The organism is Desulfoluna sp. CLI2B, assembly GCF_056847375.1.
In genome coordinates, this window is record NZ_CP186557.1 from 5,942,473 (window position 1) to 5,964,797 (window position 22,325).

The following is a 22,325-nucleotide window of genomic DNA, read 5'->3' on the forward strand; positions in this document are numbered from 1 at the left end:
AACGGTCGATGATCTCGGTGAGGGCCGGGACAGCCTCGGGGCAGAAGTCCACCTCCAGGCCGGTGCGGATGGTGATGCGGTCTTTGTACGCCTCTTTCATCTCCCGGACGGCGTAGACATAGAAGGGGACCTCTCCGGGGGCCATGGAAGCGCCGGCGGCGTCGGTGCGATCCAGGGTGAAGTGTTCGAGAAAGCAGATTTCGGTCAAACCGGCGCGGACTGCGGCGTCTACGTAGCTTCGGATGCCGCCGACGGCGTGGTTGCACAACAATGTATGGATGTGGTAGTCAATCATTGCCTTTACCAACTATAATTATTCCACGGCCTTTACAGGCCAGCCATCTTACCAGAAGCCGGGATGAATTGACACCGTGAAAAAGAGAAGAAAAAGCCTCTACAGCTGCCAGTCGTGCGGGTATCAGATCCCCAAGTCGGATGGCACCTTGGAACTGCTAGGGATACCCTGGTGGAGGAAGTGGTCACCGAAGGGGATCGCTTCCAGGCCTCACCGTCTGCCAAGCGCGTGGCCGCGCCGGAGCCCGAGAGCATCCTGGCCATCGAGACCCAGGAGGAACCCCGCATGCCTTCGGGCATTCCCGAGTTCGATCGGGTGTTGGGGGGCGGCATCGTGGCGGGCTCCCTGGTGCTCATCGGGGGGGACCCCGGCATCGGCAAGTCCACCCTCATGCTCCAGGCGTTAGACGGCCTGGCCCGGGACGGCCGCCGGGTCCTTTACGTTTCCGGGGAGGAGTCCAAGGGCCAGATCCATTTGCGGAGCCAGCGCCTGGGTGTCTCGTCAGGCTCCCTGATGGTGGTCACCGAAATCCACGTGGACGCCGTCCTTGCCCTTTTGGAGAGCCAGAAACCCGCGGCGGTGGTCATCGACTCGGTGCAGACCATGTACAACGCCGAGCTGGCATCGGCCCCGGGCAGCGTGGGCCAGGTGCGGGAGACCACCATGAAACTCATGGTGGCGGCCAAAAAGAGCGGGATCCCCATTTTCCTCGTGGGTCACGTGACCAAGGACGGAGCCATCGCAGGCCCGCGCGTTATGGAGCACATGGTGGACACGGTCCTCTACTTTGAAGGGGATACCAATCATATCTTCAGGGTCCTGCGGGCCGTGAAGAACCGTTTCGGCTCCACCAACGAGATCGGTGTCTTTGAGATGCGGGGCGGAGGCCTGGCCCAGGTGCCCAACCCCTCGGCCCTGTTCCTTGCCGAGCGGCCGGAGAGTGCGCCGGGATCCGTGGTGACGGCCAGCATGGAGGGCACCCGGCCCATTTTGGTGGAAGTCCAGGGCCTGGTGAGCCGATCGGGCCTGGGAACCCCCAGGCGCACCGTGCTGGGTCTGGACAGCAACCGCGTGGCCCTTCTGGTGGCGGTGATGGAAAAGAAGATCGGCATGAACCTGGCCGGGCTGGACATCTTCATGAACGTGGCCGGCGGGGTGCGTGTCACCGAGCCCGCCGTGGATTTGGCCATTCTGGCTGCCGCAGCCTCCAGCTTTCTGGACCGCCCCCTTCCTGAAGGGGCCGTTGTTCTGGGGGAGGTGGGGCTCACCGGCGAGGTGCGGGGCATCAGCCAGCTGGAAGGGCGCGCCGCCGAAATACGGAAAATGGGGTTCACACACTTCATCGTGCCGGAATCGGGCGCCAAGCGCCTGAAAAAGATTGACGGCCTCAAGGTCAGCGGCGTTCGCCACGTGGCCCAGGCCATGGAGATATTATTCTGATGGCAGTAAAAAAAGCAAAAATTTCAAGGCCTCCCAAGAAGAAGGGACAGTGGGAAGATCATTACACCCGCAAGGCCAGGGACGAGAAGTACCCGGCACGAAGTGTCTATAAACTTCAGGAAATACAACGCAAGTTTACTCTGATAAAAAAAGGTGCTAAGGTGCTGGATCTCGGATGCTCGCCGGGTTCCTGGCTCCTCTACGCTGCGGAGCTCACCGGCGGCAGCGGGCACGTGACGGGCATCGACCTGAAGCCGGTGACCGTTAAGCTGCCCTCCCATGCCGAGGCCCTTGTGGGGGACATCCTGGCGTTGACCCCGGAGCTGGAAGAGGCTTTCTCCTCCGGCTTTTCTGCGGTGATCAGCGACATGGCCCCGGCCACCACCGGCATGAAGGACGTGGACGCGGCCCGTTCCCTGGAGCTTTGCGAGATGGCCCTCACCGTGGCCCTTGAGCGGCTTACTCCCGGGGGGCACTTTGTCTGCAAGATTTTCCAGGGTGGCGACTTTGACGCCTACGTGACCCACGTCAAGGGGCACTTCCGGCAGGTGAAGATCTTCAAGCCCGAGAGCTGCCGCAAGCAGAGCAAGGAAATTTACGTCATCGGCATCGGCAGGAAAGAGTGACCAGGGCGTCTGCATGCCCTTTTGACATAGAGCGATATCGAAACATTATTGAATGCACACCGCCTTTATGGCGAATCAGGCACACGCGTGACGATGGCCTGGCAGTAGGCATGACCAATAGGAGGATTTATGGCTGGACACAGTAAATGGGCCAACATCAAGCACAAGAAGGGTCGCGAAGACGCCAAGCGCGGCAAGATCTTTACCAAGCTGATCAAGGAAGTGACCGTGGCGGCACGCATGGGCGGAGGCGATCCTTCCGCCAACCCGCGTCTGCGCTCCGCCGTTGCAGCGGCACGTTCCGAAAACATGCCCAAGGACACCCTGGAGCGCGCCATCAAGCGCGGCACCGGTGAACTTGAAGGGGTAAACTACGAAGAGATCGTCTACGAAGGCTACGGCCCCGGCGGCGCAGCTGTGATCGTGGAGTCCCTCACCGACAACAAGAACCGCGCCATCGCCGAGATCCGCCACATCTTCACCAAGTGCGGCGGCAACATCGGCGCCAACGGCTGCGTCTCCTGGATGTTCGACAAAAAAGGGCTCATCGTGGTGGCCAAGGACGCCGTGGATGAAGAGGCCCTCATGGAGACCGCCATCGAAGCGGGCGCCGAGGACGTTAAGGACGAAGGCGAGAACTTCGAGGTGATCACCGCCCCCGAGGACTACAACGAGGTGAAGGAAGCCATCGACGCTGCCTCCATCCCCACCGTCATGTCCGAAGTGACCATGATCCCCCAGAACATGAGCGACCTGGAAGGCAAGGACGCCGAGAAGATGGTCCGCATGATGGACATGCTGGACGATTGCGACGACGTCCAGAACGTCCACACCAACGCAGACATTCCCGACGACCTGGCATAAGGCCCCGGACAAGGGGACGGGTTCGGCCTAAGGCCTCGGACCCTGTGACTCCTTTTTTCGGTACCTGTGCCGACGGCGGGTGGACGACGGCGGGCAGCTGAGCCCGCCGCCATGACCCGAACCGACCTTCGGAGGAGACAGATGGCAGTCATCGTAAAATATGTTGTGGTTCGCGATGGGGTCGAAAAAAGATGACGTTTACCACCAAAAGAGGTGAATGCCCGCATGCTCGATATCGCCGAGAACCTGAACGGCTTCATCGGTGCATCCGGCGTGGAACTCTCGGACGAGACCCTGGAGAGCCTCTCCATGTACCTCGCGGAACACAGGGATCAGGTTGCGGCCATTCTCAAGGGCGCCTCTCCCCGCCCCAAAGCCGCGGAACCCGAGGCCGAGGCACCGCCGAAACCTGCAAAGAAAACGGCGGCACCCAAGACGCCCCGAACCCCGAAGAAAAAAGCGTAACAGCACGCTCTTCCGTAAAGGACCTGCCTTGGGCCTTTACCGAAAAAGGCCGGTCTTCCCGACAGTGTTCGGGGCCGGCTTTTTTGCTTTTTGGAAACAGTTCTGCCTCCTATGGTCAATGTTGCTGGAAAAACGCATGCCTCCGGCGGCAAGGTGGGAGCACCTTGAAACCCTATGGCGAATGCATGAAGGCAACCATTCTGCCCGCGTTATCGGGGCATTCGCGTGATGTATGACATTTGGCAACCGTCTTTGCCGAAGAGGCCCATTTCATTCTTCTAAAAACACGATACAGAACGATTGTGATTCGCTTGACTTTAACCGGAATAACTCCGGCGGCGAGGGTGGCGAAGCCACTTAGGCCAAAAATTCCCTGGCCGCCGGAGGCCTGCTTTTTTCACTCACTTTCACCATAGACGTTCGTGCGGTTAGATTCACAATGGACAAGCAACAACAACACCTCCTGTTACCTCGAAGCTTGTGAACCAACCCGCGTAAACCATCGGCGTTTATGTCGGGCGAAGCCCGAGCCGAAGGCCCTTGCGCTTTGGCCCGAGGAACGAGGGACAAAGCGCAAGGGCTATATGCTTTCGAGGTGGCTCACCTCGCCGCCGGAGGCACGCTTTTTGCCAGTTACTTTAACCCCATAAGGCAGTTTTCAGCATTGCTTCACTGAACGGAAGGAACGAATCCCATGGACCATCTGGTCTGGAACATCTCCCCTGAGCTCTTGTCCATCGGACCGTTGGCGGTTCGCTGGTACGGCCTTTTTTTTGCCTCTGCCTTTCTTTTCGGATTTTTTTATACGGAGCGTCGAACGGCCCGGGCCGGGATGGCGGTCAACACCGATGCCCTGCTCTTATACCTCATGGTAGGGACCCTTGCGGGGGCCCGCCTTGCCCACTGCTTTTTTTACGAGCCGGAGTTCTTTTTTGCCCACCCCCTGGAGATCCTCATGGTCTGGAGTTAGCCCGTCAGGGGGCTCGTGGGGTTTCTTCTCTCGTTGTGGCTTTTTACCCGTCGGGAGGGGGCACCTTTTTTCTTCCTCCTGGATGTTCTGGCGGTGCCTGCGGCCTTTGGCGGGGCCCTGGTGCGCCTGGGGAATTTCTTTAACTCCGAGATCGTGGGCCTTTACTCGGAGGTGCCGTGGGCCATTGTGTTTGCCCGGGTGGACACGCTTCCACGGCATCCGTCCCAGCTTTACGAATTCCTGGTCTGCCTTGCAACCTTTTTGCTTCTGTTTACCTGCGACAGGGCCGGGGCGAGCCGGGGGCGGGGCATTTTGTCGGGTGTGTTCCTTGTGGTGATTTTTTCCAGCCGGATTCTCCTGGAACCCCTGAAAACCCGCCAGGCCCCCTGGGTGGAAGGGTTTTTTCTCAGCATGGGCCAGATGCTGAGCATCCCCATGGTCCTTGCGGGCCTCATTCTTCTGGTGCTCGGCCTTCGCAGGCTATCCGCCTCAAAACCTTCCGCCTGATATCATCCCCCAGGGGCCTCCGCCGAGGAGGCCTCTTTCAATTCCTGAAGTGACGTTTCCACAGCATGCAGCAGAATGTCCCCTTCCTCTTTTGTGAGCAGGAGGGAGGGGCGCAGAACCACGCTTTCACAGGCCACGGCCCCGGGGACCGTAAAGAGCCCGTTGCCTGTTGCCATGCGGCAGAAGGCAACGGCTTTTCGCTGGGAAGCAAAGGTCAGGGCCAGGAGCAGGCCCATACCGTCCACCGAGGTGAGGAGGTCCGGGAACTGCGCCCGGAGCTGGGTAAGGCCCTCTTTCAGTCTGTCTCCCATGGCCTGGGCGTTTTCCCAGGGAGCGAGGCGTTCGTATTCCCGCAGGGCGGCAAGGGCCACGCAGCACCCCACGTCTGATCCTCCGAAGGTGGAGAGGTGAATCAATGGATGGGCGTTGAGGAAGCGGTGGAGCTTTGGGGTGAAGAGGGTGGCGCAGATGGGAAAAATTCCTGCGCCCAGGGCTTCCCCGGTGATGAGGATGTCCGGGGTGACCCCCAGGGCCTGGCTGGCAAAGCGGTGTCCACACCTGCCGAAGCCGGACTGGGTCTCGTCGAAGATGAGCAGGGCGCCCTTGTTGCGGGTGATGGCCCGGAGGGCCGAAAGGTACTCTCTGGTTGCGGTGCGCCCCTGGTTTTCCGCCTGCACGGGTTCCAGGACAAGGGCGGCGGTCTTTTCGGTGACGGCCTCTTCGGAGCGGGCCGGGTCTCCCCAGGGGATGGTGCGGGTATCCGGGATCAGGCTGCCGTAGAGGTGCTTGTCCCGGCGGTCGGACAGGGCCATGGCAAAACCGGTGTGGCCGAACCAGGAGCCCGACAGGGAGATGAGCTCCGTGCGCCGGGTGGCTCCCCTGGCCAGCTTGCAGGAAAAATCCACGGATTCGCCCCGCACCACGCTGAACATGACCCGCGAAAGCCCTTCCGGCGCAAAGCCCGCAAGGGCTTCTGCAAGGTCCGCCTTTTCCGATGAGATGAGGGGGAAGTTGCCCTGGTCCGTGGCAAAGGCGGCCTTTTTAAGCGCCTCGGTAAGGGCCGGGGGCCGCCTGCCCAGGTTGCAGATACCACCGGCTGATGTGGCGTCCAGGAGGCGTTTCCCTTCCGAATTCTCTATCCAGCTGCCGTCGGGGGCGCTTTCAAGGAAATCATGGCCGAGGCGCTTCATTCGCTTGAGGGTGCCGGGGTTGAAGGGGAGTGGCGTTTCGGATGCATGGTCCATGGGTTACCTCCTGCGCTTTCGGGTCATGAGGTGGGCGGCGGTCTCTAAGGTGCGCAGCCAGTTGAAGGTGACGGTCTGGATTTTTTCGCTGTTGAGAAGGGGAAGGACCCCGGGGATCTTGGCGGCGGGCAGGGCCACGGGGAGCAGGGTTTTCATGGTACGGATGGCCCGGCGGATCACCTCCACCACCTGCTCGATCTCTTCCTGGCTCACGGTCAGGGGCAGCATGAAGCGCATAACCTGTGGCGCGTTTCCCGAGTAGGCGGCAAAGATCCCCCCTTCGGCCAGGGCATTGGACATCATGGGCCCCATGAACTCGTGGAGGTACTCGATGCCCACCATGAGGCCGATGCCCCGCACCTCCCGGATGATGCCGGGGTTTTCCCCACGGATCTCCTCCAGGGCTCGGCGGAACTCGTCTCCCCGTTCCCGTGCGTTGCGGCAGAGATCCAGGCGTTCGATTTCGTCCAGCACGGCCAGGGAGACCCGGCAGCCGATGTCGCTGCCTCCGCTGTAGGAGAGGTGAAAGGGGGGCCAGGCTTCCAGGAACCGGGTCACCTTGTCGTTCATGGCGTAGAGCACGGCGCCGTTGGGGAAAAGGCCCCCGCCCATGGATTTGGCCGTGGCCAGGATATCGGGGGAGACCCCGTAGTGTTCCGCGGCAAAGAGGGCCCCGGTGCGGCCGAAGCCCGTCTGCACTTCATCAAAAATAAGGAAAATCCCCAGCTCGTCACACAGCTCCCTGAGGCCTTGCATATAGGCCTGGGTTGCTACATGAATGCCCGCCTCCCCCTGGACCGGTTCGATGATGACGGCGGCTGTATCGGGCCCGGCCATGTCCCGCACCGCCCCGAGGTCGTTGAAGGGGGCAAAGCGAACCCCCGGCATGAGGGGCTCAAAGTGGCGTCTGTAGTGGTCTTTGCCGTTGACGGAGAGGGCCAGGCCCGTGTGGCCGTGGTAGGCCTTTTGGGTGGCGATGATCCCGGTTTTGCCCGAAGCCCCCAGGGCCAGCTTCAGGGCGCAGTCCACGGCCTCGCCGCCCCCGGCGGCAAAGAAGAGGTGGGTGAGCCCGGCAGGGGCCCGTGCGGTCAGGTTTCTTGCCAGGCGGATCTTGGCCTCGGAGAGGAGGTGGCCGCTGCCCATGTCGCAGGTGGTCAGGGCCTCCTCAATGGCGCGTTGGACGGCCGGGTTGCTGCGTCCGACGTTGAAGCAGCCGGCCGAGGTAAAGCAGTCCACCATGACGCGTCCGGTTTCCGGATCCGTAAAGCCCAGGTCGGTGCGGTGCCGCTCCAGGATATCCAGGTGACCGGCCCTGAGGTAGCGTATCTGGCCCTTGTTGAGATGTGTTGAAAAACGCTTGACCATGGCCCGTTTTTCTTCGGGTTTCAAGGGGTTGCGTTCCGGGGTATCGGGTGGCTGCGGGGCGGGACTCGTCAACGGTTTCTGCATGGCACCTCCAGCTGAATCGCGATGGGTAAACGTCAGGTATCGGGGTGTTCCAAACAGGCCAGGGTGGGCCGGGGGGAAGGGAGGGCCGTTGTGCATGGACGGGTGAAAGGACCGTTTCCACTCCCAATCTACTATTTGCTAGTTTTGTCCTGATAGTCAAGGGAATCGTTTCTAACCTGTGGATTTTTCTGAAAAGCCGTGCTGGCAGAGGCGGTCTGGAACCGGGACGATTCCCCAGGAATCAGGGGCAACATGGTGTTGACAAGTGTATGGGATTCGTGCAGATTTAGACAGGCTTAAATCGCGTTATCCCCCGGAGTTGATTCTGCATTTTGACGGGCCCGTCTCAGTTTTTCAGATGGCGTGGCTCGGTGTTTTTTCCTCCAGCGCGGTGTGTGCGGCCATCTCTTGCGATTTGCGCCGTCCCCGTGTTCCCGCCCACAGGGGTTCAGGCCCCGGGCAAGGGGCAAAAGGCCCCGTGACCCCATGTTTCTATATCCCCGACTCAGCGGAGTAAGGGAAAGGAGCGATCATGACAGCCTACGAATGCAAAACCTGCGGTAAGGTGACCATGGAGAAAGGACACCTCTGTGATCCGACGGAGGTGGGGAAGATTTATGCCTGCGAGCACTGCGGCAAGCAGGTGGCCAACGAAAAGCACGTGTGTAAGCCCCAGATACTGGAGTTCAAGTTTTTCTGCAACGATTGCGGCAGAAGCGCCGTCAGTGAAAAAGACGTGTGCAACCCGGTACCGATTGATGAATGATCAAGACACCGGGGCCCATGTCCCGGAATTCGTCCACGTGGAAAAAGAGTTCAGTCGCTGTGATGCCTGCGGGTATGAAGACGGATTTCACGTCTCTTTTTCTGTCCTCAAGGCACCACGGGCTGAGATTATCTTGATTTGTCCCAGATGCAGCAAACGCTTTCGAGTGGGGTGGGGTGTCACCCTGGCGTAAGCGCATCACAACCCGCGGGGAACGCAGTGCGCATTCCGCATACGCTCGCGGACGTTCGTGAGTGGACACCGGAAAGGGGGAACTCCCTTTCCGGCGCATGGCGTCCGTGCCTGGTGCTTATGCGCTGTGTCCGTGTTCCCGGTATCGAAAAAACAGCAGCAGTTCACTATCAACAGGAGGAGAGTATGGGAAAGCGTGTTGTAATCGACGAAGAGGAGTGCATGGGATGTGAGGCCTGTGTTGAGATCGCGCCGGACGTGTTTGAATTTGACGATGACGCAGGAAAGGCCCTGGTGGTGATGGCCGAGGGAGGGGACGTGGGGTTGATTGAAGAAGCCATGGACGCCTGCCCCGCCGATTGTATCACCTGGGAATAGTGATGCCGCAAACCATGGCGGCACGAGTCACGGGCCCTGGGGGCGTCGCTTGCCGATAAGGTGGCGGCTGCTTTCCGGGGCCTTTCTTGGTCGGAGATCGATTTGTCGGCGAATTGTTTTTCAAGGGGGGCTTTTCCCCCGGCGAAACCCATGGGAGGCGACGGCATGCATGTTCTGATCACAGGGGGAACCGGCTTTATAGGGACGGCGGTGGCAAGGCGCCTTTTGGACGAAGGACACGAGGTGACGGTGACAGGGCGCAGCGGCAAGTCAGCCATCCCCGAAGGGGAGATGTTTCGCGCTATAGCCTGCGACACCACCGTGGAAGGACCCTGGCAGGAGGCGGTGGCGAGCAGCGACGCGGTGATTAACCTTGCAGGCCGCAGCATCTTTACCCGCTGGAACAAAGAGAAAAAAGAGCAGATCGTCAACAGTCGCCTGCTCACCACGGAAAACGTGGTGAAGGCCCTGCCTTCCGACGGGAAGACCTCCCTCTTCAGCGCCTCTGCCGTGGGGTACTACGGAAACAGGGGGGACACACTGCTTGCCGAGGATGCCTCCGGCGGTGACGGGTTCCTTGCCGACGTGAGCCGACGCTGGGAAGCCGAAGCCCAGGCCGCTTCGAAAAAGGGCGGGCGTGTGGTGATCATGCGGTTCGGCGGGGTCCTCGGCCTGGGTGGCGGTGCCCTGGATGCCATGCTCACCCCGTACAAACTGGGCCTGGGCGGGCCCTTGGCCGGTGGGGATCAGTGGTTTCCATGGATCCACATGGACGATCTCGTGGGGGCCCTTCTTTTTCTGATGGGGCAGGAGAGCGCCGAAGGCCCGGTGAACTTCTGTGCCCCGTATGTGGTGAGGAACCGGGATTTTTCCAAGGCCCTGGCCGGTGCCCTCGGGCGTCCGGCTCCCTTTTCCGTTCCGCTTTTTGCCCTGCGCATGGCCATGGGTGAACTGGGGGATGAGATTATCGCCAGCCAGCGCGTGGTCCCGGAAAAACTATCTTCCTGGGGTTTTTCCTTTGCCTTTCCTTCCCTGGAAGGGGCCTTGAAAGATCTCCTGGCGTGATTCCCATGCCTGGCAAGTGTATCCGGGGCATTGCCCACCATGGGGAATGCCCTCGTTATCAGGCAAACAGCTCGCTGCGTTGCCAGTCCCTTGCCTGCTTCTGAAAGCTCTTCAGGTAGCAGCGCCCTTTTTTATCCCGCATATCATAGACCGCGTGGCGAAGCACGGTAATCGCCACCCCGCCTTTCATCCGCATTTCGATATCATATCGGGAAAAATTCTCCACAAGCCCTTTGATGATCTCCCCCTCCAGCAGGGTGATGAACATGACCTGCCTCTCTTTGATGAGGGGGTAAAGGGTCTTGTTCTTGATGAAGTAGCGATGGGCAGGGGCGTGAATGGGCCCCAGGTCCATGGCTTTGACTTTTTTGTCGACTTTGATGAGCTTGGTGAGGGCCTCCTCGGAGGAGGCGGGAAAGTGGCACTTGACTTCCACCTTGGGGATCAGGGTCTCCCCTTCATCCCCGGCGACATAGATGTCGTAGGGGGTCTGGCGGGTGACGGGTCCGGTGAGGGACGCGCCGCCGTGCAGGAGGAACCGGGTGGGCTCTCCGCCGGCCTCAAGGGCGTCGAAGCTGGAGGTGTGGTAGTGCGTTTTTTTGTAGTCGGAGAATCCCTGGAGTTGCGCCATGGGTTACTTTCCCCCTTTCAGGACTTTGAGTTTGGCAAAGGCGGGGTGCCCGGTGGCCACATCGCAGTCACAGGCTCCCTGGTTGAGGTTTTTCCCGCACTCCCGGCAGAGGCCCTTGCAGGTCGCGTTGCAGATCGGGTTCTGGGGAAGGGCCATGATCACCTCGTCCTGGAGGTTGGCGGAGAGGTCGATGGAATCTCCGCTGAAGGTCTCCCGGGTCAGGGCCTCTTCGGTGAGCTCCACCTCGTCGGCCACTTTGGTCTCGTATGCATGGACCCCTTCTTCCACAAAGCGCAGGTCCACATCGGCGGTGAGGGCTTCGGTGAAGGGTTCGAGGCATCGCCCGCAGGGATGCTCCACGGTGACGGAAACGGTCCCTTTGACCTCCACCTGGCCCCCTTGGGTACGTGCTGAAAGGGCAATGTCAAGGGGGCTCGTGAAGCGAACCTCGCCTTTGCTTTCCAGATCGGAGAGGACGGAAAAACGGGTGGCGGGCTCGCTTGCGGAGAACTCGCTCCAATTTTCTGAAAGAACGGATATATTGAGGATCATGATGATCTCCATGTGTGGCAAGGGTGTTGATGGTTGAGAAGGGCCGCCTGACAAACAAGCGACCGGTTCAATGGCTCATTAGAGCAGAAAGGCGTCTTGTTGTAAATGTCACGGCAGGGTGAATCGTGCCCGGACGGGCACATGGTCGGAGAGGGTGGTGTGCACGGCCGTGGCTGGACCGTCAAGGCGAAGGCCGCGGTAAAAAATGCGGTCGATGGCCAGCTTGCTGTCGCCTCCGGCGAGGACCACCAGGCGTGAGGTGCCGGTGCGAGCGCCGCGAACCGGTGCCTCGGTGAAGCCGGGGAGGGCCTCGGTGACCACAGCGAGCCGACGGTTGCTCCAGGTGTTGAAGTCCCCGCACACCACGGCCGGTCCCCTGAATGCCTCCACCGCGTCACGGACGGCTGCCATCTGGGCCGAGAGGCCCCGGGCGGATATCTCAAAGTTAAGCCCGTGGAGGGTGATGATCAGGAGTTTGCGGGGCGTGCCGTCTTCACCTGCAATGGGGTAAACCGCCGCCAGCCCCATTTTGGGGGTGATGAACCCCAGTTCACGGGGCCTGACCGCGATGGGACGAGCGGAAAGGGGCGCTACGGGGGCCATGAGGGCCACCCCTGAGTCTGTATCGCTCCACCACCAGCGAAAGCTCCGGGCAAAGTGGGCGCCCAGGCCCGGAAGGGCGAGCATCTCCCCGGTGGCTTCCTGAAGGGCCATGATGGGGGAGGTGAGGTTTGTGCTGAGGGTTTTCAGCACCTCGGTGACCTCCTGGCCGGAGCTCTCATTGCCCTTGGCCACGTTCCAGGTAACCACGGTGAACTTTGGGCCCAGTGCTGCAGGGCCCTCGGGATAGGGGGATGCCTCCTGGAGGTCCTGAAGCAGGGTGCAGGAGGTGAGCAGGAGGAGTACGGCCACAAGGGGGAACATCCGTTTTTTCACAGGGCACCCCCTTGGCCGGAAAAGAAGGCGAGGCTGCAGGCAAGGGCCGATACGGCAAGGCCCGCGGCCTGGAGGAGGGGACCCTGTTTTTCCGGGATCAGGCCCGGAAGGACCCCGGCCCCGAGGCCGAAGCCAAACCCCAGCAGGTGGCCGGAGATATCGGAGCCCGGTCCCACACCGGTGAAGGCAAGGATGGCCAGACCAGCTCCCAGGGGCATCAGGGCCCGCCAGGGCGGGGCATGGGAGAGGAGGCGCTTGAGGGTGCCGCCCGAGGCCAGAAGGCCTGCCGAGGCAAAGACCAGGGTGGAGGCTCCGAAGGAGATGTGTCCCATGCCGGCAAACCAGAAGGCGTTCACCGCGTTGGCCAGGGCCGAGGCCGTCAGCAGGAGAAACCAGCCCACCCCGTCTCCGCAGATCTGGAACACACCCGTGGAAAAAATGATGAGCCCGGCCATGTTGCCCAGCAGGTGGGGCCAGTCCGAATGGAGAAACAGGGCGGTTAAGGTCCGGTACCACTCACCGGCAAGGATTCGAGAGGAGTAGGCGGCATAGAGCTTTACCGGCTCCTGGAGGCTGTCCAGGGGGCCCGTCTTGAGGAAGACGGCCAGGATCACGGCGGCGGCGAAGAAACCGGACCAGGAGGGGGCAAGGGTCCATGTCCGCTCCGGCCGTGGACGGTTCTCCGCGTCGTAAGTGGCGATGAGGGACTCGCAGCGCAGGGCGTCCTCCGGGGCCACCAGAAGGGTCAGGCGCCCGTGCTCGGCATCGATGCGGTGGGCGATTCCTTCGGTGGTCAGCAGCAGCTCGATTTCCCTGGCCCTTTGTCGTGTCAGGTGCGTCAGCAGAGGTTCCATGGCGTTCCTGTGGGTTGGGTGAACGGTTTAATGCTGTTTTTATCACAGAAACGGGGGGCAGCGGTAACCTTCTCGGGGACCGCGTTTCGTTATTTTTCTTAAGGCCTGCTTAAATTCGGCCGTTAATGAAGGTATAGATGGCCAAGATCACGGGGGGGCTCGGTTGATCTGTTTGGGCGATACTGCTCGCTTTTGTCAATTGATATGAGGGGTCTGTCTTGAAAAACTGAATTAAGGAGTCGATATAAATATGGGATCATCCCTTGCTGAAGTGATTTCAATCGATCAGGAGAAATGTGTCAACTGTTATGTCTGTATCGCCGCCTGTCCGGTGAAGTTTTGTAATGACGCCTCCGGGGACGGGGTGGTTGTGAATCACGCCATGTGCATCGGGTGTGGAGAGTGTGTGCGGGTCTGTACCCATGATGCCCGCACCGTGTTGGATGATACCCCGGCCTTTTTACGTGACCTGGGGCGGGAGAAGATGGTGGCCGTGGTGGCCCCTGCCGTGGCGTGCGCCTTTCCGGGGCGAACCCTCAACCTCAACGGATGGCTCCGGTCCCGAGGGGTATCTGCGGTGTTTGACGTGAGCTTCGGGGCGGAGCTCACCGTTAAGAGCTACCTGGAACACATGAAGGCCGACTCCCCTTCCTGCGTCATCGCCCAACCCTGCCCGGCCATTGTCAACTTCATCGAGCTTTACGCCCCCGAACTGATTCCCCACCTTGCCCCGGCAGACAGCCCCATGCTCCATGCCATGAAGATGATCAAACGGTTTCACCCGGAACTGGCACACCATAAAATCGTGGTGATCTCTCCCTGCCTTGCCAAAAAGCGCGAGTATGCAGAGGTGGGCATGGGGGATTACAACGTCACCATGACGGAGCTCTCCGACTTTTTCCAGCGGGAAGGCATTCGCCTGGGGGATTTTCCTGAGGTGGCGTTTGCCAACCCGCCCGCAGAGCGGGCCGTGCTGTTCTCCAGTCCCGGTGGCCTCCTTCGGACGGTGGCGCGCTGGAAGGGCGGGGCCGACACCCGGGCCCGGAAGATCGAAGGACCCTCCGTGGTCTATCCGTACCTGAAGACCTTGAAGCAGAGCGTTAAAGAGGGGGTGGCCCCCCAGCTGGTGGACTGCCTGAACTGCGACCACGGCTGCAACGGAGGCACGGCGACCCCGGCTCGGGACCTCTCCCCGGACCGCCTGGAGCACGAGGTGGAAAAACGCAGCCGGGCCATGCAGGAGGGCTACCGGAAATCAGGTCCCGGGGCCGAGGCGAGGACGAGAAAGAGCCTGGAGAAGCTTCTGGACGCTTACTGGGAGCCCGGACTCTACACCCGGAGCTACACCGACCGAAGCGCGGACAACATCATCCGCACCCCTTCCGAGGCCGAACTCAAGGCTGTCTACGGGAGCATGGGCAAGCACACAGCAGCGGACCTCTACAATTGTTCTGCCTGCGGCTACAACTCCTGCGAAGGCATGGCCCTGGCCATCTTCAACGGCATCAACAAGCCGGAGCACTGCGCCCACTTTATCATGGATGAGAACCAAAAGCTCATCGACCGCATCAACGCCCGGGCCATGCAGGACGAAGAGATCGCCTCCATCGATCGCTCCACCCGGGATCTTTCCACCAACATGCAGAGCATCTCCGGCAACATTGACGAGCTCAACACCAGCATCGCCGAGATTTCACGGGACGTCCAGCAGAGCAAGTCCGTGGCCGAAGAGGCGTCCCGCAACGTGGACGATTCCGGGGAGGCCTTCAGCGGCCTGCAGGCTGCCAGCCAGGAAATTCCCGACGTCCTTCAGTTTATCAACGACACCGTGGACAACCTCTCCCTGCTGGCCTTAAACGCCAAGATAGAGGCCGCACGGGCCGGGGACGCAGGCAAGGGCTTTGACGTGGTGGCCACCGAGGTCAAGGGCCTTGCCGACTCCACGGCCGGGGCCGTGGTGCGCATCCGCGAGATCACGGAAAAGATCGTCTCCGCCTCCAAGAACGTCAACCAGGCCATGGACGCCCTGCGCAGCTACGTGGCGACCCTGGAAGAGTACCAGGTCTCCATTGCCGCGGCCGTGGAGCAGCAGAGCACCAACACCCACAACGCTTCGGGTCTCCTCCAGGACCTCTCCGGGGCCGTGGCGGACATCCACGCCAACCTCAGCCGTGTGGCCGAAGGGTAAAGGGTCGCGCAGAAAAAATGCCTTCTATGGTTAAAGTCGGCTCAAAAAGCGTGCCTCCGGCGGAGAGGTGTGCCACCTCGAAAGCAGGTTGCGAATGCGATTTCCCCTTCGTTCCTCAGGGAAAATCACATTCGCTATTGATTCAGATTGAACTGAGTCTGTTTTTAAAACCTGTTTGGTAAACCCGTCCTTTACTCAGCGGGGCGCTCTTCCAGGTTTTTGAGGAAATTCATGACCAGGGCGTTGAATGAGGCCGGCTCCTCCACGTTCACCACATGGTGGGTGCTGGCTTAACCACGAGGGTGGCGTTTTGCATGCGCGCGGCCACCTCTTTTTTGTGGTCCAGGGGGGCGTAGTCGTGCTCGGAGTGGATGAGCAGGGAAGGGCAGGCGATGCGGTGGAGCCGGTCCATGACGCTCCAGTTTTTCAGGGCTCTGAGGCTTGCGAGGTAAGGCATTCGGGGGTTCTCCGCCCATCTGGCCTCCATGGTGTGCCGAAGGGGTGCCATCTCCGGGGCGGGGAAGACGTGCTTTGCGATGAATTTGCCCACGGCCCCCGGGCCCATGAGGGCTGAGAGGATCAGGCGGCTGTAGTAGAGGTGCTTTCGGGTGAAGGTGTCCACCGGCACCATGCCGCTCATGTTGGCGATGACAATGGATTTGACGAGGTGGGCGTGGTCCAGGGCGAGGTGAAAGGCCACGGCCCCTCCCATGGAGAGCCCCACCACATGGGCCGGTTCCCCGGCGATTTTTTTGAGGAAGGCCGCCACGTCCTTTGCAAACAGGGACATGGCGTAGGGCCCTTTGGGTTTGTCGCTTCTGCCGTGGCCCCGCAGGTCCACGGTGAGGACCCGGAACCGGGGGGCAAAGTGGTCCACCTGATACTCCCAGTCCCTGAGGCTGGAGCCCAGGCCGTGGATCAGGAGGAGGGGAGGGCCGTCCCCGTGGGATTGGTAGTGCATGGAAATGCCGTTGACGATGGTCTGTGGCATGGCGGGATCTCCCTTGCGGGAACAGCCCCCGGCGAAACGCCGGGGGCTTTTTTTATGGGGACGCTACATAATGGTGTTGCCGTTGATGGTGACGTGTCCCTCTTTGATGGTGGCCTTGGTGCGATAGTAGTTTTCGTCGGAGACGAGGAGCCCCTGGTCCATGAGCTGCATGAGCTGGCCCAGGTCCATAAAGGTGTTGAGGAACGCCTTGGGAAGGGAGGCCTCGAACTCGGCGTCCACGGCCTGGATGAGCATGGTCATGGAGGGGAGGTTGGCGGCCTGCTCCCCGATGATCTCTGCATAGCCGGTGGCGGTGAGGGTTTCGTCTTTTCCGGTGCCCAGGCTCAGGGTGGCCAGGGTGAGCTTGGGATCACGTTTGAGGATCTCGGGAAGCAGTTCCATCAGCTTGCCCATGATCATCATGCCGTACATATCGGAGTTCATGCTGCCGGAGGCTGCGACATCGTTTATGGTCTCCCGGAGGGTGTCCATGGATGCTTTGTCCAGGTTGTCCAGCATGATTTCGAGCTTGGCCGGGGCAAAGCTCAGGTCGTTGTTGGTCAGGTTGTCGAATCCGGTTTCAAAGGTGGAGTTGTAGACTTCTTCGGCCTCCTTGCTCATGGCCGCCACATAGGCCTTGTCCAGGTTGAAGCGGATGTTGGACTCCGTACTGGTAAAGGCGATGCGGTCGATGTCGTATCGTGCGTTGGTGTCGCCGCCCGCCTTGGCAGCGGACAGGAGAATCTTGTCCACGATGAAGGTTTCGGTCTCATTTTCCTTGATGGTAAAGGAGGGCATCTCCGCCTCAAAGTCGAAGTCCTTGGAGGCCCAGTTGTACGTGCCGTTTCCGTTGAGTCCGGCAAAGTCGATGGTCGCGGGTTTGCTGGCGGACTCAAAGGCCTTGGCATAGGCTGCGATGCTGTAGACGCTGGAGATGGTCTTGTCGAAGCCGATGTGGCTTTCCATCTCAAAGGAGGGGATCTCCCGGACGTTGGCCATGGTCTTTTCATCCACCTCCTCGGCAACGGGCTCAAGCCAGGCGGAGGAACGGTCCAGGGCCAGGCCGAAGGGGGAACCGGAAGAAAGAGCTGACCAGAATACGGGCCCGTGGGTGACCTCGCTCTTGAAGCGGATCGTTACAGGAAGGGCCAGGTCTTCCCCCATGGCCTTGAGGATGATGTCCCCGGTGATGACAGAAGAGAACCAGCCCCTCTGGTAGTCCAGGTCCTTGATGTCCATGGATGGGTTATTCATCAGGGATTCATCGGTAAGCTGGGTGTAGAAGGTTTCGACCTGTTTGCCGATGTACCATGGGGCGCCCATCAGAAGAACGAGAACAAGAAGGATAATGCCGCCGAGTACTTTTTTCATAAAATCTCCGTGAGATATGTGTCAGGGTTTCGGGATTGAAATAACTGCAAAAACAATGATGGTCAACATATCAGCAATTGATTGGGAGTAAAATAAAAAAGGGCGACGGAAGCGTAAAAGTGGTTGAATATGCGCTACAATGGCGGTGCCCGGTGCGATCAGGCCCGACGCCTCTTGAAGGCCATGGTGCCCATGCCCGAGAGGATCTTCCAGACCGTCTTGTAGACGTTTTCATGGGGCCTGGGCTCCTGGCCCATGCCCAGGTAGCGCAGCTGGTTTTCGTACCAGGTGATCTCCAGCATGGTGATGCGGTCCAAAAGCTTGACGCCGGTGGTCAGGCGCCGGACCGTGCTGGTGACTGTGTTCCCGTTAAGCACCTTGCCCGGCAGCTCGGGGTCCACCACCAGGGGACGGGCAAGGCCCACCATGGCAACGGCTGTTTCGTAAAGGGCCGTCCTCATCATCTCGTCGGATCGAAAGCCGCCGGTGAGGACCAGGGGCGCTGTGACGGTTCGGGCCGCCTGATCGGCAAACTCAAGGAAGTAGGGGCTTCCCTCTTTTTTTCTCCCGCCCATCATGGCCGGTGCCTCGTAGTTTCCCCCGGAGACCTCCACCAGGTCGATGCCCTCCGCGTCCAGGGCGCGGATCACCACAAGGGCCTCCTCCTCGGTGAATCCGTTTTGCTTGAAATCCGATGAATTGATCTTGATGCCCACGGGAAACTCAGGGCCTACCTCCCGCCGGATGGCCCGGTAGGTCTCCAGGACAAAGCGCATGCGCCCGGTGATGTCTCCACCCCAGCGGTCGGTGCGGTGGTTGTACAGGGGCGAGAGGAACTGGCTGACCAGGTAGCCGTGGGCTCCGTGGATCTGGACCCCGGTAAAACCGGCGCGCTTGACGGTCTCAGCGGCTTTGGCAAATCGGTGAATGATCTCCAGGATCTCGGCGTCGGTGAGGGCCCGCGGGGTGTTGAAGGCCCGCTTGAGGTCCGATGCGTAGGGGATGGCCGAAGGCGCCACAGGTTCCGGGGAGAGAAAGCGGGACTGGCGACCCGGATATACGTGCACCCCAGATGTGGGCTCCGTTTGCCTTGCCGCACTCGGCCCATCGGGACAGGGCTTCCAGGTGGCGGTCGTCTTCAATCACCACATTGTTGGGCTCCCCCAGGGCTCGCCTGTCCACCATGACGTTTCCGGTGACCAGAAGACCGGTGCCTCCCCGGGCCCATCGGCTGTAGAGGCGATGAAGCTCCGGTGTGGGGCCGTGGCCACGGTCTCCCATGATTTCGCTCATGGCGGATTTGACGATGCGGTTTTTCAGAACAGCTCCGCACGGGAGGGTGAGGGGGGCGGCCAGGGGGTTGGGTTCCGTCTTCATGGGGTCTCCCTTGATTCAAAATGGATGGGTGGGGATTGCGTTCTGACGAAACGTAAGCCCGAAATCGTGGAATGCAAGTGGGAGAGGTGGTCGGGTTCCCCTTGGTGTGGCTTCAGGAACCCGCGAATATCGGCGCTTTCGCTTTTTTTGAATGCACGGTACAATAAGCGAGAATTTTTTCTCCACAATCAGGCGGTTGGTCCAGCGGTCACCCATGCCGGGGCTCCTGCGCACTGCCGCCGACGGCTGTCGGTGACCCTCCCAACTCTTCTTTTTCGGGAGGTCTCCATGAGCCACGCTCACCATCACCATGCCCCCAGCGGAAGCCGCCTGGGGGCCACCATCGCCATCAACGTCGTCATCACCGTTGCCCAGGTGGCGGGGGGGCTTCTCTCAGGCAGCCTGGCCCTTCTCTCCGACGCCCTTCACAACGCCAGCGACGTGGTGGCCCTCATCATCAGTGCCATCGCCGAAAAACTCATCACCCGAACCTCTACCCCGGAGAAAACCTTTGGGTACCGACGCGCCGGGGTGGTGGCCGCCATGATCAACAGCGTCACCCTCATGGCCATTGCCCTGCTCCTTATCAAGGAGGCAGTGGTTCGCCTGATTCATCCGGTGGCCGTGTCCGCTGGGCCGGTGATCCTCCTGGCGATCCTGAGCATTGCCCTCAACGGGCTCTGTGTCCTTTTGTTAAAGGAAGAAGCCGAGGGCAGCCTCAACATCCGCTCCGCCTCCCTGCACCTTTTTACGGACATGATCACCTCCGTAGCCGTCCTGGCAGGGGGCGTTGCCGTGGCCGTGTTCGGGGTGCACCGCCTGGACAGCCTGCTCTCCGTGGGCATCGCCCTGTACCTGATCTACGCCTCCTGGGGCCTGGTGATGCAGAGCCTGGCCGTGCTCATGCAGTTCTCCCCTCCTTCCGTGGACGTTTCAACGGTGGAAGCGGCCATGCTCGAAGAGGAGGCGGTGCGCAACATCCATCATCTCCACGTCTGGCAGCTCACCGACACCGACATCCACCTGGAGGCCCATGTGGACTTCCATGAAGACCTCCCCTTGAGTCGGGTGAACACCATCCTTGCCGCCATGGAAGAGCGCCTGCGCCAAAGGTTCCACATTACCCATGTCCTGTTGCAGCCCGAGCTGGAGGTCTGCGACGACAAATCCCTCATCGCTGATGCGTCCTGCAGGCGCGATCCCCATGACCATTAAATACATCTGCACCCCGGCGTCTTGACTTCTATGGTTATAGTGCATGGAAAAGCCTGCCTCCGGCGGCGAGGTGTGCCACCTCGAAAGCAGGTTACGAATGCGTTTTCCCCTTCGTTCCTCAGGGAAAAACACATTCGTCTTTGATTCAAATTGAACTGGATTGATTTTTAAAACCTGTTTATCAAACTTTTCAAAAGTTTGGCCCCCGGCAGGGCCGCCGGAGGCTTTTTTACAGGTACTCGCTGCAAAGCAAAACGGGCGACACCATCGGTAGTGATGGGTCGCCCGTTTTGCACATCTCAGGGGAGGAAGTCCGAAGGCGCCCCGTTCAGGGGGTGGGCGCCTTCGGGGCTGGGGTCAGGATTTATTGATGCTGAGAATGTATTTCACGATGCCGAGGGTCACATAGCCCGCTGCAAGGACGTTGATGGCAAGGGATGTGTAGATAATGGCTTCAAGCATGGGTCACCCTCCTTTAGATAGACTCCGGTTGAAAGTTTCGGGACGGTGTCGTGTTCTTTGTCATCTGGTGCACCACGACCATGGTGAGGATGTTGGCGGCCATGCCCACGATGTTGGAGGGCAGGCCCAGGGGATCGCCGAGGACCTTGGGGCCCCAGATAAAGGCCGTTAAAAGGCCCACCACCACAGCCGGGGCGCCGACGTAAGGGGAGATTCCTCTCTTCCAGAAGAGGGCCACGAGCAGGGTCGGGATCACGGCGGGAGCCCAGAGGTTGTAGACGTAGATCATCAACTCGAAGATCTTGGGGAAGGCCAGGGCAATGCCCACGCCGCCGACACCGATGACGATGGTGATCTTCTTGGTCCAGGAGAGGAGCTCCTGCTGGCTGGCCTTGGGGTTAATGAACTCGTTGTAGATGTCCCGGGTGAAGATAACCGCCGCGGTGTTGATAAAGGAGTCGCCTGTGGACATGACCGCCGCCAGCAGGGCGCCGAAGACAAGGCCTGAGATGCCCGGGGGCAGGGTCTCCCGGATCAGGGTGGTGAGAGCCAGGTCGGGCCTTACATCGGGCTGGATCACCAGGGAACACACGCCGATGACCAGGGTGGTGACGAGGAAGAACATGTAGTAGCCGCCGAAGATGGTGACCCCCCACTTGCTGTCCTTGGGGGAGGCGCCGGTGGCGTAGCGCTGGATGAAGTAGGGCGCGGCCATCTCACCGAACATGAAGGTGAGGAAAAAGGCGAAGATCTTGGTGGTGCTCCAGTCCGAGCGGAAGAAGTCCACCTTGTCGGCAAACTCGGGGCCCATGGCGATGACGGTCTGCACCGCTTCGTTGATGCCCCCCACCTGGTTCAGGGAGAGGAAGGCGCAGAGGGTGATGCCCAGGGCCAGGACCACAAACTGGATGGCGTCGGTGAGGATAACGGCCAGCATGCCGCCTGCCCATGTGTAGGCGATGGTGATCACTGAGGAGATAACGGCCGCCGGGATCAGGGGAATACCGGTGACGGTCTGGAGGATCCGGCCCATGGCCAGGATCTGCACCCCGAACAGGGCGATGACAAAGGCGAAGGCCACGATGCTTGAAGCCAGGCGGCCGCTTCGGCCGAAGCTCCTGCCGAACAGGTCGCCCACCGTGTAGACGTTGGCCCCGGCCTCACGCACCTTCGGGGCGATGTAGAGCCCGCTTAAAACCTGGCCCAGGGCCATGCCCGAGATGCCCATGAGGACGATGATGCCCTGCTTGTGCACAAAGGCGATACGCCCGATGGTGGAACCGCCGCCGCAGAGGGTGGCAGCAACGGTTGCAAAGAGGATGGCCATGGGGATGGAACGGCCGGCTACGGAGTAGTCGTCAAAATCTTTGATGTTTTTCATGGAAAAGACGCCGATGCCGAGTACCAGTGCGAAATACCCGAAGATCAGTATCATGTCCAACGTGGATACTGCCATACTTCCTCTACCTCCTACGTAGATTCGATGA

The 22,325-nt window shown here is 60.5% G+C and carries 20 protein-coding genes and 2 pseudogenes; 10 read left to right on the plus strand and 12 right to left on the minus strand.

All coding sequences use genetic code 11. The features are described from left to right. Nucleotides 1-4 precede the first annotated feature (4 nt). A pseudogene (locus ACOYW2_RS27530) lies at nucleotides 5-295 on the minus strand (PHP domain-containing protein); the annotation flags it as partial. Nucleotides 296-466: 171 nt separating this feature from the next. On the opposite strand from ACOYW2_RS27530, the gene radA reads away from it, so the two are divergent. The 5 genes and pseudogenes from radA to lgt all read left to right on the plus strand — a co-directional run bounded on the left by radA (nucleotide 467) and on the right by lgt (nucleotide 5,167). Then, complete coding sequence (gene radA, locus ACOYW2_RS27535; protein WP_482768663.1) at nucleotides 467-1,735, plus strand: DNA repair protein RadA; 1,269 nt, start codon at nucleotides 467-469, stop codon at nucleotides 1,733-1,735. Next, complete coding sequence (locus ACOYW2_RS27540) at nucleotides 1,735-2,361, plus strand: RlmE family RNA methyltransferase (protein ID WP_180137505.1); 627 nt, start codon at nucleotides 1,735-1,737, stop codon at nucleotides 2,359-2,361. Before radA ends, ACOYW2_RS27540 begins: the two co-directional genes overlap by 1 nt. Nucleotides 2,362-2,490: 129 nt before the next feature. Further along, nucleotides 2,491-3,225, plus strand: a complete 735-nt coding sequence (locus tag ACOYW2_RS27545) for a YebC/PmpR family DNA-binding transcriptional regulator (RefSeq protein ID WP_180137504.1) — start codon at nucleotides 2,491-2,493, stop codon at nucleotides 3,223-3,225. A 225-nt stretch (nucleotides 3,226-3,450) separates the two neighbouring features. Further along, a complete protein-coding gene (locus ACOYW2_RS27550) occupies nucleotides 3,451-3,690 on the plus strand; it encodes a YebG family protein (RefSeq protein ID WP_482768664.1) in 240 nt (79 codons plus the stop codon). 694 nt (nucleotides 3,691-4,384) lie between these two features. Continuing rightward, a pseudogene (lgt, locus tag ACOYW2_RS27555) lies at nucleotides 4,385-5,167 on the plus strand (prolipoprotein diacylglyceryl transferase). 2 nt (nucleotides 5,168-5,169) lie between these two features. Here lgt and ACOYW2_RS27560 read toward each other — a convergent pair. Together ACOYW2_RS27560 and ACOYW2_RS27565 are read right to left on the minus strand one after the other, a co-directional pair. Continuing rightward, entirely contained in the window at nucleotides 5,170-6,411 is a 1,242-nt protein-coding gene (locus ACOYW2_RS27560; protein WP_482768665.1) for a class-III pyridoxal-phosphate-dependent aminotransferase, read from the minus strand. Between the two features lie 3 nt (nucleotides 6,412-6,414). Further along, the gene (locus ACOYW2_RS27565) at nucleotides 6,415-7,860 is read right to left on the minus strand and encodes an aspartate aminotransferase family protein (protein ID WP_482768666.1); all 1,446 of its coding nucleotides are present in this window, start codon (nucleotides 7,858-7,860) and stop codon (nucleotides 6,415-6,417) included. 532 nt (nucleotides 7,861-8,392) lie between these two features. Between ACOYW2_RS27565 and ACOYW2_RS27570 the strand changes: the two genes are divergently transcribed. From ACOYW2_RS27570 to ACOYW2_RS27580, 3 genes are all read left to right on the plus strand, one after another. Continuing rightward, complete coding sequence (locus tag ACOYW2_RS27570) at nucleotides 8,393-8,626, plus strand: hypothetical protein (RefSeq protein ID WP_180137499.1); 234 nt, start codon at nucleotides 8,393-8,395, stop codon at nucleotides 8,624-8,626. A 378-nt stretch (nucleotides 8,627-9,004) separates the two neighbouring features. Then, the gene (locus ACOYW2_RS27575) at nucleotides 9,005-9,196 is read left to right on the plus strand and encodes a ferredoxin (RefSeq protein ID WP_482420840.1); all 192 of its coding nucleotides are present in this window, start codon (nucleotides 9,005-9,007) and stop codon (nucleotides 9,194-9,196) included. Nucleotides 9,197-9,361: 165 nt separating this feature from the next. Next, nucleotides 9,362-10,261, plus strand: coding sequence for a TIGR01777 family oxidoreductase (locus ACOYW2_RS27580; protein WP_482420841.1), 900 nt, complete (start codon nucleotides 9,362-9,364; stop codon nucleotides 10,259-10,261). Nucleotides 10,262-10,319: 58 nt separating this feature from the next. Here ACOYW2_RS27580 and ACOYW2_RS27585 read toward each other — a convergent pair whose 3' ends face one another. From ACOYW2_RS27585 to ACOYW2_RS27600, 4 genes are all read right to left on the minus strand, one after another. Next, the gene (locus tag ACOYW2_RS27585) at nucleotides 10,320-10,892 is read right to left on the minus strand and encodes a hypothetical protein (RefSeq protein ID WP_482420842.1); all 573 of its coding nucleotides are present in this window, start codon (nucleotides 10,890-10,892) and stop codon (nucleotides 10,320-10,322) included. A 3-nt stretch (nucleotides 10,893-10,895) separates the two neighbouring features. Next, nucleotides 10,896-11,444, minus strand: coding sequence for a YceD family protein (locus tag ACOYW2_RS27590; RefSeq protein WP_482414413.1), 549 nt, complete (start codon nucleotides 11,442-11,444; stop codon nucleotides 10,896-10,898). A gap of 108 nt (nucleotides 11,445-11,552) precedes the next feature. Further along, nucleotides 11,553-12,380, minus strand: coding sequence for an endonuclease/exonuclease/phosphatase family protein (locus ACOYW2_RS27595; RefSeq protein ID WP_482768667.1), 828 nt, complete (start codon nucleotides 12,378-12,380; stop codon nucleotides 11,553-11,555). Next, a complete protein-coding gene (locus tag ACOYW2_RS27600) occupies nucleotides 12,377-13,234 on the minus strand; it encodes a rhomboid family intramembrane serine protease (protein ID WP_482768668.1) in 858 nt (285 codons plus the stop codon). Before ACOYW2_RS27600 ends, ACOYW2_RS27595 begins: the two co-directional genes overlap by 4 nt. 250 nt (nucleotides 13,235-13,484) lie before the next feature. Here ACOYW2_RS27600 and ACOYW2_RS27605 point away from each other — a divergent pair, with 250 nt between their 5' ends. Next, entirely contained in the window at nucleotides 13,485-15,422 is a 1,938-nt protein-coding gene (locus ACOYW2_RS27605) for a [Fe-Fe] hydrogenase large subunit C-terminal domain-containing protein (RefSeq protein ID WP_482768669.1), read from the plus strand. A gap of 268 nt (nucleotides 15,423-15,690) precedes the next feature. Here the strand turns inward: ACOYW2_RS27605 and ACOYW2_RS27610 are convergent, their stop codons facing one another. From ACOYW2_RS27610 to ACOYW2_RS27625, 4 genes are all read right to left on the minus strand, one after another. Beyond that, nucleotides 15,691-16,413, minus strand: a complete 723-nt coding sequence (locus tag ACOYW2_RS27610) for an alpha/beta fold hydrolase (protein WP_482768670.1) — start codon at nucleotides 16,411-16,413, stop codon at nucleotides 15,691-15,693. 63 nt (nucleotides 16,414-16,476) lie between these two features. Then, complete coding sequence (locus ACOYW2_RS27615; protein WP_482420846.1) at nucleotides 16,477-17,784, minus strand: DUF945 family protein; 1,308 nt, start codon at nucleotides 17,782-17,784, stop codon at nucleotides 16,477-16,479. A gap of 158 nt (nucleotides 17,785-17,942) precedes the next feature. Next, nucleotides 17,943-18,803, minus strand: a complete 861-nt coding sequence (locus ACOYW2_RS27620) for an oxidoreductase (protein WP_482768671.1) — start codon at nucleotides 18,801-18,803, stop codon at nucleotides 17,943-17,945. Then, nucleotides 18,688-19,161, minus strand: coding sequence for a beta/alpha barrel domain-containing protein (locus ACOYW2_RS27625; RefSeq protein ID WP_482768672.1), 474 nt, complete (start codon nucleotides 19,159-19,161; stop codon nucleotides 18,688-18,690). The genes ACOYW2_RS27620 and ACOYW2_RS27625 overlap by 116 nt, the downstream gene beginning before the upstream one ends. A 288-nt stretch (nucleotides 19,162-19,449) precedes the next feature. On the opposite strand from ACOYW2_RS27625, the gene ACOYW2_RS27630 reads away from it, so the two are divergent. Next, nucleotides 19,450-20,376: a cation diffusion facilitator family transporter gene (locus ACOYW2_RS27630; RefSeq protein ID WP_482768673.1), complete on the plus strand. Its 927-nt coding sequence runs from the start codon at nucleotides 19,450-19,452 to the stop codon at nucleotides 20,374-20,376. 475 nt (nucleotides 20,377-20,851) lie between these two features. Here the strand turns inward: ACOYW2_RS27630 and ACOYW2_RS27635 are convergent, their stop codons facing one another. Then, on the minus strand, nucleotides 20,852-22,294 hold the full coding sequence (locus tag ACOYW2_RS27635; RefSeq protein WP_180137487.1) for a sodium:solute symporter family protein: 1,443 nt from the start codon (nucleotides 22,292-22,294) through the stop codon (nucleotides 20,852-20,854). Between the last annotated feature and the right edge of the window lie 31 nt (nucleotides 22,295-22,325).

What these genes read in the sequence shown, in the direction of transcription:
- ACOYW2_RS27610 (WP_482768670.1), bottom strand. Translation starts at nt 16,413, where the DNA reads ATGCCACAGACCATCGTCAACGGCATTTCCATGCACTACCAATCCCAC.
- ACOYW2_RS27630 (WP_482768673.1), top strand. Translation starts at nt 19,450, where the DNA reads ATGAGCCACGCTCACCATCACCATGCCCCCAGCGGAAGCCGCCTGGGG.
- ACOYW2_RS27570 (WP_180137499.1), top strand. Translation starts at nt 8,393, where the DNA reads ATGACAGCCTACGAATGCAAAACCTGCGGTAAGGTGACCATGGAGAAA.
- ACOYW2_RS27625 (WP_482768672.1), bottom strand. Translation starts at nt 19,161, where the DNA reads ATGAAGACGGAACCCAACCCCCTGGCCGCCCCCCTCACCCTCCCGTGC.
- ACOYW2_RS27565 (WP_482768666.1), bottom strand. Translation starts at nt 7,860, where the DNA reads ATGCAGAAACCGTTGACGAGTCCCGCCCCGCAGCCACCCGATACCCCG.
- ACOYW2_RS27605 (WP_482768669.1), top strand. Translation starts at nt 13,485, where the DNA reads ATGGGATCATCCCTTGCTGAAGTGATTTCAATCGATCAGGAGAAATGT.
- ACOYW2_RS27575 (WP_482420840.1), top strand. Translation starts at nt 9,005, where the DNA reads ATGGGAAAGCGTGTTGTAATCGACGAAGAGGAGTGCATGGGATGTGAG.
- ACOYW2_RS27540 (WP_180137505.1), top strand. Translation starts at nt 1,735, where the DNA reads ATGGCAGTAAAAAAAGCAAAAATTTCAAGGCCTCCCAAGAAGAAGGGA.
- ACOYW2_RS27590 (WP_482414413.1), bottom strand. Translation starts at nt 11,444, where the DNA reads ATGATCCTCAATATATCCGTTCTTTCAGAAAATTGGAGCGAGTTCTCC.
- ACOYW2_RS27580 (WP_482420841.1), top strand. Translation starts at nt 9,362, where the DNA reads ATGCATGTTCTGATCACAGGGGGAACCGGCTTTATAGGGACGGCGGTG.
- ACOYW2_RS27600 (WP_482768668.1), bottom strand. Translation starts at nt 13,234, where the DNA reads ATGGAACCTCTGCTGACGCACCTGACACGACAAAGGGCCAGGGAAATC.
- ACOYW2_RS27635 (WP_180137487.1), bottom strand. Translation starts at nt 22,294, where the DNA reads ATGGCAGTATCCACGTTGGACATGATACTGATCTTCGGGTATTTCGCA.
- ACOYW2_RS27560 (WP_482768665.1), bottom strand. Translation starts at nt 6,411, where the DNA reads ATGGACCATGCATCCGAAACGCCACTCCCCTTCAACCCCGGCACCCTC.
- ACOYW2_RS27550 (WP_482768664.1), top strand. Translation starts at nt 3,451, where the DNA reads ATGCTCGATATCGCCGAGAACCTGAACGGCTTCATCGGTGCATCCGGC.
- ACOYW2_RS27615 (WP_482420846.1), bottom strand. Translation starts at nt 17,784, where the DNA reads ATGAAAAAAGTACTCGGCGGCATTATCCTTCTTGTTCTCGTTCTTCTG.
- ACOYW2_RS27585 (WP_482420842.1), bottom strand. Translation starts at nt 10,892, where the DNA reads ATGGCGCAACTCCAGGGATTCTCCGACTACAAAAAAACGCACTACCAC.
- ACOYW2_RS27545 (WP_180137504.1), top strand. Translation starts at nt 2,491, where the DNA reads ATGGCTGGACACAGTAAATGGGCCAACATCAAGCACAAGAAGGGTCGC.